The 10,500-nt window shown below is 75.0% G+C and carries 1 protein-coding gene; it reads left to right on the top strand.

Features of this window, described 5'->3' with window-relative positions:
* Positions 1–26 precede the first annotated feature (26 nt).
* Entirely contained in the window at positions 27–10,463 is a 10,437-nt protein-coding gene (locus AB0K17_RS15515; RefSeq protein WP_365983217.1) for an SDR family NAD(P)-dependent oxidoreductase, read from the top strand.
* Positions 10,464–10,500: the final 37 nt, after the last annotated feature.

The following is a 10,500-nucleotide window of genomic DNA, read 5'->3' as shown; positions in this document are numbered from 1 at the left end:
CGGAGCGAGAGTCGAAAGAGCGGACCATGACCACGCCCAGCGAAAAAGTTGTCGAAGCTCTCCGTGCCTCGCTCAAAGAGGCCGAGCACCTGCGCCGGCAGAACCGCACGCTCGTCGCCGCCGCCACCGAGCCCGTCGCCGTCATCGGCATGAGCTGCCGCTACCCCGGCGGCGTCGACTCGCCCGAGGACCTGTGGGACCTCGTCGCCACCGGCACCGACGCCATCTCCGGCTTCCCCACCGACCGCGGCTGGGACCTGGCCGCCCTGAAGGAGGCCGGGGTCGACAAGCGCGGCAACAGCGTCAGCCAGGAAGGCGGCTTCCTGGACGACGCCGCCGGCTTCGACGCCGCGTTCTTCGGCATCTCCCCGCGCGAGGCCGTCACCATGGACCCCCAGCAGCGCCTGCTGCTGGAGACCTCCTGGGAGGCCATCGAACGCGCCGGCATCGACCCGGCGGGCCTGCGCGGCAGCCAGACCGGCGTCTTCGTCGGCACCAACGGCCAGGACTACGCCTACCTGCTCGTGCGCTCCCTGGCCGACGCCACCGGCGACATCGGCACCGGCATCGCCGCCAGCGCCACCTCCGGCCGCCTGTCCTACACCCTGGGCCTGGAGGGCCCGGCCGTCACCGTCGACACCGCCTGCTCCTCCTCGCTGGTGGCCCTGCACTCGGCCGTGCAGGCCCTGCGGGCCGGCGAGTGCTCCCTGGCCCTCGTCGGCGGCGTCAACGTCATGTCCTCGCCGGGCTCCCTCATGGAGTTCAGCCGCCAGGGCGGGCTCGCGGCCGACGGCCGCTGCAAGGCCTACGCCGACGACGCCGACGGCACCGGCTGGGCCGAGGGCGTCGGCGTCCTCCTCGTCGAACGCCTCTCCGACGCCCGCCGCAACGGCCACCCCGTCCTCGCCGTCGTCCGCGGCTCGGCCGTGGGGCAGGACGGCGCCTCCAACGGCTTCACCGCCCCCAGCGGCCCCGCCCAGCAGCGCGTCATCCGGCGCGCCCTGCACAACGCCGGCCTGGCGCCCGCCGACGTCGACGCCGTCGAGGGCCACGGCACCGGCACCCCGCTCGGCGACCCCATCGAGGCCCGGGCCCTGCTGGCCACCTACGGGCAGGGCCGCGAGGCCGGCCGGCCGCTGCTGCTCGGCTCGATCAAGTCCAACATCGGCCACACGCAGGCCGCCGCCGGCGTCGCCGGGGTCATCAAGATGGTCATGGCGATGCGGCACGGCGTCCTGCCGCGCACGCTGCACGCGGAGCGCCCGTCCACGCACGTGGACTGGACCGGGGGAGCGGTGGAACTGCTGACCGAGTCCACGCCGTGGCCCGAGGCCGGTCGCCCCCGCCGGGCGGGCGTCTCGTCCTTCGGCATCAGCGGCACCAACGCCCACGTCGTCCTGGAACAGGCCGAGCCCGCCCCGGAGCCGGAACCGCCCGCCCTCGCCCCCGGCATCGTGCCCTGGATCCTCTCCGCCAAGACGGAACAGGCCCTCGACGCCCAGGTCGAGCGCGTCACCGCGCTCGCGGACGGCCAGGCCCGGCCCCTCGACGTCGGCCACTCGCTCGCCTCCGGCCGGTCGCTCCTCGACCACCGTGCCGTCCTGCTCGCGGGCCCCGACGGAGGCCTGTCGGAGGCCGCCCGGGCCCGCGCGGCCTCGCCCGTCGGCCCGCTGGCCGTGCTGTTCACCGGTCAGGGCGCGCAGCGCGCAGGCATGGGCCGGGAGCTGTACGTCCGTCACCCCGCCTTCGCCCGGGCCCTGGACGAGATCACCGGCCTGCTCGACGCCCGGCTCGACCGCCCCCTGCGCGAGGTGATGTTCGCGGCCGACGGCGACGCGGCCCTGCTCGACCGCACCGGCTACGCCCAGCCCGCGTTGTTCGCCTTCGAGGTGGCGCTGTTCCGGCTGGTGGAGTCGTGGGGTGTGACCCCTGATTTCGTGGCCGGTCATTCGGTGGGCGAGATCGCCGCTGCCCATGTGGCGGGGGTGCTGTCGCTGGAGGACGCGTGCGTTCTCGTCGCGGCGCGGGCCCGGTTGATGGATGCGCTGCCGTCCGGTGGTGCGATGGTGGCCGTGCAGGCCTCCGAGGAGGAGGTCCGGGCACGGCTCACCGAGGGCGCCTGCCTCGCCGCCGTCAACGGGCCGGACGCCGTCGTCGTTGCCGGCGACGAGACGGCCGTACCGCGCATCGCCGAACACTTCGCCGCACAGGGCCGGCGCACCCAGCGGCTCGCGGTGAGCCACGCTTTCCACTCGGTGTTGATGGAGCCGATGCTGGAGGAGTTCCGGCGGGTGGCCGAGGGGCTGGCGTATGCGGCGCCGCGGATTCCCGTGGTGTCCAACGTGACGGGTGAGCTCGCCCCGGCGGAGCTCATCGGCTCCGCGGACTACTGGGTACGGCACGTGCGCGAGACCGTCCGCTTCGCCGACGGCATCCGTACCCTCGCCGCCGAAGGCGCCGGCGTCTTCCTCGAACTCGGCCCCGACGGCGTTCTGACCGCCATGGCCCAGCAGAACCTCGACGCCCTCGACCGCACTGCACTGTGCGTCCCCGCCCTGCGCAGGCACCGCGCCGAGGAACGCTCCCTGCTCACCGCGCTCGCCCGGCTGCACGTCACCGGCGTCGCCGTCGACTGGGCCGCGTGGTTCGACGGCACCGGCGCCCGCCGCGTGGACGTCCCCACCTACCCCTTCCAGCACGAGCGGTACTGGCCCAGGCCCACCCCGCAGGTGGGCGACGTCTCCGCCGCCGGCCTCACGCCCGCCGGGCACCCGCTGCTCGGCGCCGCGGTCGCCGTCGCCGGCCTCGACGGCGTGCTGTGCACCAGCCGCCTGTCCGCTCTCACCCACCCCCAGCTCGTGGGCGGCGGCATCCTGCCCGAATCCGCGTTCCTCGAACTGGTCCTGCGCGCCGGCGACCAGGTCGGCTGCGACCGCGTCACCGAGCTCCGCCACGACGCCCCCCTGCACCTCCCCGCCGACGGCTCGGTCCTGCTGCAGGTGTGGGTCGGCGCCGCCGACGCCACCGGCGCCCGCCCGGTCACCGTCCACACCCAGCAGGCCGACGCCCCCGACCAGAACTGGACGCAGCACGCCACCGGCGTCCTGACCACGGGCGAGCGCGTCACCGACTTCGGCGCCACCACTTGGCCGCCCCAGGACGCCACCGCCGTCACGCCCCCGCCGTCCGGCACCCTGCAGGCGGCCTGGACGCGCGGCGGGACCGTCTTCGCCGAGGCCGTCCTCCCGGCGGGCACCGACGACGCCACCGCGTACGGACTGCACCCGGCCCTCCTGGACGCCGTGGCGCACACCGCCGCCCTCGCCCACCAGGACACCGACGCCCCCGCGATCCACCGGTGGAGCGGGGTGTCCCTGCACGCCACCGGCGCCTCCGTCATCCGCATCCGCGCCACCCGCACCGGCGAGGCCACCGTCTCCCTCGCCGTGGCCGACGCCGAGGGCGCCCCCGTCCTCTCCGCCGACGCCCTCGCCCTCCGCGACCGCGCCGACCTGGACGCCGCCGGGCAGCAGCAGCCGGACGCCGCGGGATCGCTGCTCACCCTCGAGTGGGTGCCGGCACCCGAGGCGTCCGGCGCACAGCACGACGCCCGGTACGTGACGCTCCCGGACGACGACTGGGACCTCGGCGCGGTCGCCGACGCGGACACGGTCGTGGTCCTCCTCCCGCCCGCCGCGCCGGACGCGATCCCCACGGCCGTCCACGAACTGACGGCCCGCACCCTGCACCTGGTGCAGCGTTGGCTGGCCGAGGAGCGGTTCGCCACCGCGCGCCTGGTGTTCGTCACCCGTGGCGCCGTCTCCGGCGCCGGCGAGGGGCTGGCGGCCGCGGCCGTGTGGGGCCTGGTCCGAGCCGCCCAGTCGGAGCACCCCGACCGGTTCGTCCTGCTCGACCTCGAAGACAACGGCCGGCTCGAGGACGCACTGCCGCAGCTGCTGGGCCTGCTGGCCGCCGGCGACGCGCAGTTCGTCGTCCGCGACGGCAGCGTGCACGTCGCCCGCCTCCAGCACACCACGGCCGCCGACAGCCCGACCGCGCCCGCATGGGACCCGGACGGCACGGTGTTGATCACCGGTGGCACGGGTGGCCTGGGCGGTCTGCTGGCGCGGCACCTGGTCGCCGAGCGTGGGGTACGGCATCTGCTGCTGGTCAGCCGGCGCGGCACCGACGCACCGGGTGCGGCGCAGCTGCAGACCGCTCTCGAAGAACTGGGCGCCCGCGTCACGATCGCGGCCTGTGACATGGCCGACCGGGCCCGGCTCGACGACGTTCTGTCCGCTGTCCCGGCCGAGCATCCGCTGACGGCCGTGGTGCACACGGCGGGTGTGTTGGACGACGGTGTGGTCACGTCGCTGACGCCTGAGCGGTTGGCGAGCGTGCTGCGGCCGAAGGTGGATGCGGCCTGGCATCTGCATGAGGCGACCCGGGGCCTGGACCTGGCGGGATTCGTCGTCTATTCGTCGATCTCCGGTGTCATGGGGAGTGCGGGTCAGGCGAATTACGCGGCGGGCAATGTCTTCCTCGACGCTCTCGCCCAGCACCGTCGCAGCCTGGGTCTGCCGGGTCAGTCGTTGGCGTGGGGCGCGTGGGCGCAGGCCGACGGCATGACGGGCGCGCTCTCTGCTGCCGACATGCAGCGCATTGCCGCCTCCGGTGTGCCTCCGCTGTCCGCCGCTCAGGGCCTGGCCCTGTTCGATGCGGCCATCGGTTCCGACGAGCCGTACCTCGTCCCCATCGGCCCCGCGCCCCGCGGCGGCCGTGCGCCCGGCATCGTCCCGCCGCTGCTGCGCGGCCTCCTGCGCGGCGGCCGTCGTACGGCTGCGACCGCCGTCGGCGGCCGGGCCACCGCCGTCGCCCTCAGCCGGCGCCTGCTGGAACTCGGCCCCGACGACGCCCTGCGCCACGCCACCGACCTCGTCCGCACCGAGGCCGCCGCGGTGCTCGGCCACGCCTCGGCGCGGGGCATCGGCACCGACCGCGAGTTCCGCGAGCTCGGCGTCGACTCGCTGACTGCCGTCGAGCTGCGCAACCGCCTCACCGCCGCCACCGGCCTGCGGCTGACCGCCACCCTCGTCTACGACTACCCCACCCCCGCCGCGCTCGCCGCGCACCTGGTGGAGCTGCTCCTCGACGAACAGGGCGAGGAGCACGACGACCGACGCGCAGCCGCCGCGGCCGACGACGACCCGGTCGCCGTCGTCGGCATGGCGTGCCGCATGCCCGGCGGCGTCCGCACCCCCGGCGACCTGTGGGAGATGCTCACCGCCGGCCGCGACGGCATCACCGGCTTCCCCACGGACCGCGGCTGGGACCTGAAGGCCCTCTTCGACGCCGGCCCCGACAACCGCGGCGTGAGCGCAACCCGACGAGGCGGCTTCCTCGACGGCGTCGGCGACTTCGACGCCGGCTTCTTCGGCATCTCGCCCCGCGAGGCCCTCGCCATGGACCCCCAGCAGCGGCTGCTGCTGGAGACGTCGTGGGAGGCGTTCGAGCGGGCGGGCATCGACGCGACCGCGCTGCGGGGCACGCGGACCGGCGTCTTCGTCGGCACGACCGGCCAGGACTACGCGTCGCTGGTGATGAACTCCCGCGAGGACGTCGAGGGCCATGCCAGCACGGGCCTGGCCACCTCCGTCCTCTCCGGCCGCATCTCCTACACCTTCGGGCTGGAGGGCCCGGCGGTGACGGTCGACACGGCCTGCTCGTCCTCGCTGGTCGCCCTGCACCTGGCCGCCCAGTCGCTGCGCAGCGGCGAGAGCGCGCTGGCCCTGGCCGGCGGCGTCACCGTGCTCAGCACGCCGATGACCTTCGCCGGCTTCAGCCGGCAGGGCGGGCTGGCGCCCGACGGCCACTGCAAGGCGTTCGCGGACGCCGCCGACGGCACGGGCTGGTCCGAGGGCGCCGGCATCCTGGTGCTCGAACGCCTCTCGGACGCCCGCCGCAACGGCCACCGCGTGCTGGCGGTCGTGCGGGGGAGTGCGGTCAACCAGGACGGTGCCTCCAACGGCCTGACCGCCCCCAACGGCCCGTCCCAGCAGCGCGTCATCCGCCAGGCCCTGGCCGCCGCCGGCCTGTCCACCGCCGACGTCGACGCCGTCGAGGCACACGGTACGGGCACGAAGCTGGGCGACCCGATCGAGGCCCAGGCGCTGCTGGCGACGTACGGCCAGGACCGGCCGGCCGACCGGCCGCTGCTGCTGGGCTCGGTGAAGTCCAACATCGGCCACACGCAGGCTGCGGCAGGCGTCGCGGGCATCATCAAGATGGTGCTGGCGATGCAGGAGGGTGTCCTGCCCCGCACCCTGCACGTCGACGCCCCGTCCACCCATGTCGACTGGACGGCCGGAGCGGTGGAACTGCTGACGGACGAGCGTCCGTGGCCCGAGGTGGACCGCCCCTGGCGGGCGGGCGTCTCGTCCTTCGGCATCAGCGGGACCAACGCCCACGTCATCCTGGAGCAGCCCGAGCCGGTCGAGACGCCGGCCGGGGCGCCGGCCGAGGCGGCGACCATGAGCGGTCCGGTGCCGTGGGCCGTGTCGGCCCGGTCCGAGGCGGCGCTGGCCGAACAGATCGACCGCGCGCTGGAATGGGCCGGCGCCGGGCGGTTCGCACGGCAGGACGCCGGCTTCTCGCTGGCGGTCGGCCGCTCGGTCCTCGACCACCGGGCCGTGCTGCTCGTGGACGAGGAGGGGGCACGGGAGGCCGCGCGCGGCGTCGCCGCGGACGCCCCCGGCGCAGTGGCCGCCCTCTTCTCCGGTCAGGGCGCGCAGCGCGCGGGCATGGGCCGGGAGCTGTACGCCCGCCACCCCGCCTTCGCCCGCGCCCTGGACGAGGTCACCGGCCTGCTGGACGCCGAACTCGGGCAGTCGCTGCGCGAGGTGATGTCCGGCGAGGCGGAGGGAATCGACGAGACCCGCTTCACCCAGCCTGCGCTGTTCGCCTTCGAGGTGGCACTGTTCCGGCTGGTGGAGTCGTGGGGCATCAAGCCCGACTTCGTCGCGGGTCACTCCATTGGCGAGATCGCTGCTGCCCATGTGGCCGGGGTGCTGTCGCTGGAGGACGCGTGCGTTCTCGTCGCGGCGCGGGCCCGGTTGATGGATGCGCTGCCGTCCGGTGGTGCCATGGTGGCCGTACAGGCCTCCGAGGAGGAGGTCCGGGCACGGCTCACCGAGGACGTGTCCCTCGCGGCGGTCAACGGGCCGCGGTCGGTGGTGCTCTCCGGTGACGAGGCAGCAGTACTGCGTGCCGCGGAGGGGCTGAAGTCCCAGCGGCTGTCCGTCAGCCACGCTTTCCACTCGGCGCTGATGGAGCCGATGCTGGAGGAGTTCCGGCGGGTGGCCGAGGGGCTGGCGTATGCGGCGCCGCGGATCCCCGTGGTGTCCAACGTGACGGGTCAGGTGGCTGCAGCGGAGCTCATCGGTTCCGCGGACTACTGGGTGCGGCACGTGCGCGAGACCGTCCGCTTCGCCGACGGGGTCCGTACGCTCGCCGCCGAAGGCACCTCCGTCTTCCTGGAGCTCGGCCCCGACGCGACCCTCACCGCCCTCGCCCAGCACACCCTCGACCCCGAGCAGAACTCGGTCGTCGTCCCCGCCCTGCGCAAGGACCGGCCGGAGGACGCCGCCCTGCTCACCGCCCTCGCCCACCTGCACGTCGCCGGCGTCGACGTCGACTGGGCCGCCTGGTACGCCGGTACGGGCGCCCGGCGCATCGACCTGCCCACCTACCCCTTCCAGCACGAGCGCTACTGGCCCCGCCCCGCCCACCGCGCCACGGACGCCGCCTCGCTGGGGCTGGTCCCCGCACGCCACCCGCTGCTCGGCGCGGCCATGGGCCTCGCGGACTCCCAAGGCGTGGTGTTCACCAGCCGGCTGTCGGAGCGGACCGGCGCCTTCCCGGCCTCCGCCTTCGTCGAACTGGCCGTCCGCGCCGGGGACGAGGCCGGCTGCGAGGGCATCGACGAGCTCACCGTCACCACCCCTCTCGTCCTCGCCGGCGACACCGCCCGCGTTCTGCAGGTGCGCCTCGACGCCCCGGACGAGGCGGGCACGCGGACCGTACGCTTCTTCTCCCGCCCGGAGGACGCACCCGCCGACCTGCCCTGGACCGAGCACGCCACCGCCGTCCTGACGCCGCAGGCCGCGGAGCCCGCCGACCCGGGCCTGTCCGAGTGGCCGCCCCGCGACGCCACCGCCGTCGACCCCGGCGACCTCCTCCCCGGCCTCGACGCCCTGCGCTCGGCCTGGACCCGCGGCGACGAGGTCTTCGTCGAAGCCGCCCTCACCGACGAGGCGGCCGCCGACGCCGCGTACTTCGGCATCCACCCCGAACTGCTGGAGACCCTGGCCCGGGCCGCCGAACCCGCCGACGGCACCACGGCAACCGAACCGTGGTCCTGGACCGGCGTGCGCCTGCACGCCGCGGGCGCCGCCACCGTACGAGCACGCCTCACCCGGCAGCCCGGCGACGCATTCTCGCTCGTCGCGGTGGACGCCGCCGGAGCCCCGGTGCTCTCGGCGGAGTCGCTCCGCCTGCGCCCGCAGTCCTCCGCACCGGAAGCGGACGCCGAGGAAGGCTCGTTGCTGCGCCTGGACTGGGTCCCGGCCTCCGGGACCCCGGCCGCCGCCGAGGACCAGCGCTGGGTCACCCTCGGCACGGACGACGCGCCGGCGCTCGCGGACGTCCCCGCCGACGCGGAGCTCGTCGTCGTGCCGATGACCGCCGAGGGCGACTCCGTGCCGTCCGCCGTGCACGACCTCGCCGCCCGGGCCCTCGGCCTCGTCCAGGAATGGCTCGCCGACAACCGCTTCGCCGCCTCGCGCCTGGTCTTCGTCACCCGTGGCGCCGTCTCCGGCGGCGGGGGACTGGCCGGCGCGGCGGTGTGGGGCCTGGTGCGCTCGGCGCAGTCGGAGCACCCGGACCGGTTCGTGCTGCTCGACCTGGACGACAGCGGCCGGCCCGAGGCCGTGCTCCCGCACCTCCCGGGCCTGCTGGCCACCGGCGAGACGCAGTTCGCCGTGCGTAACGGCACCCTGCACCTCCCGCGCCTGGCCCGCTGCACGCCCCGACCTCCGGCTGCGCCCGCATGGGACCCGGACGGGACGGTGTTGATCACTGGTGGTACGGGTGGCCTGGGCGGTCTGCTGGCGCGGCACCTGGTCGCCGAGTGTGGGGTACGGCATCTGCTGCTGGTCAGCCGGCGCGGCCCGCAGGCGCCGGGTTCGGCCGAACTACGGGACGAGCTGGTCGCCCTGGGCGCCCGCGTCACGGTCGAGGCCTGTGACACGGCCGACCGTCGCGCGGTCGAGAGCCTGCTGGCAACCATTCCGCAGCAGCACCCGCTGACGGCCGTGGTGCACACGGCGGGTGTGTTGGACGACGGTGTCATTACGTCTCTGACGCCTGAGCGGTTGGCGAGCGTGCTGCGGCCGAAGGTGGATGCGGCCTGGCATCTGCATGAGGCGACCCGGGGCCTGGACCTGGCGGGATTCGTCGTCTATTCGTCGATCTCCGGTGTCATGGGGAGTGCGGGTCAGGCGAATTACGCGGCGGGCAATGTCTTCCTCGACGCTCTCGCCCAGCATCGTCGTGGTCTGGGTCTGTCGGGTCAGTCGTTGGCGTGGGGTGCGTGGGCGCAGGCCGACGGCATGACGGGCGCGCTCTCCGCTGCCGACATGCAGCGCATTGCCGCCTCGGGCGTGCCTCCGTTGTCCGCCGCTCAGGGCCTGGCCCTGTTCGATGCGGCCATCGGTTCCGGCGAGCCGTACCTCGTCCCCATCGGCCCGGCCGGCGGGGCGCGACGCAGCGCCGGCGACGTACCGCCGCTGCTGCGCGGCCTGGTCAAGGGCGGCCGGCGCACGGCCGCCCGGACGGCGGGCGGCGCGGCCGCGGCGGCCGGCCTCGCCCGGCACCTGCGCGACCTGCGCGCAGCCGAACGTCCCCGCTTCGCCCTCGACCTCGTACGGACCGAGGTCGCCGGGGTGCTGGGGCACGCCTCGCCCAAGGCCGTCGACACCAAGCGCGGCTTCCAGGACCTGGGCTTCGACTCGCTGACCGCCGTCGAGCTGCGCAACCGCCTGACCAACGCCACCGGCCTGCGCCTGCCCGCCACCCTCGTCTTCGACTACCCCACGCTCCCCGTCCTCGCCGACCACCTCGTCTCCCAGCTCGTGGACGACGGACCGGCGCAGGGCGGCGACGCCACCACCGCACTGCTCGCCGAACTCGACCGCCTCGACTCCGCCCTGGCCGCCGGCGCGCCCGACGACCTCACCAGGGCCGCCGTCGCCAACCGGCTGCTGAGCACGCTGGAGAAGTGGCGCGGCGGCGGCGAGACGCAGGCCGCCGGCACCGCCGAGGTCGCCGAGCGCATCGGGGCCGCCAGCGAGGACGAGATCTTCGCCTTCATCGACAACGAGCTCGGCCGTCTGAACGACCGCTGACCCGGCCTCAATATTCACAGGGAAGGTTCCACGTCAC

It is taken from the genome of Streptomyces sp. NPDC049585 (assembly GCF_040675615.1).
Lineage (GTDB): Bacteria > Actinomycetota > Actinomycetes > Streptomycetales > Streptomycetaceae > Streptomyces > Streptomyces luteosporeus.
The sequence above is the reverse complement of the archived record's forward strand: the minus strand, read 5'-3'. Positions and strand labels throughout refer to the sequence as shown.

What these genes read in the sequence shown, in the direction of transcription:
- AB0K17_RS15515 (WP_365983217.1), top strand. Translation starts at nt 27, where the DNA reads ATGACCACGCCCAGCGAAAAAGTTGTCGAAGCTCTCCGTGCCTCGCTC.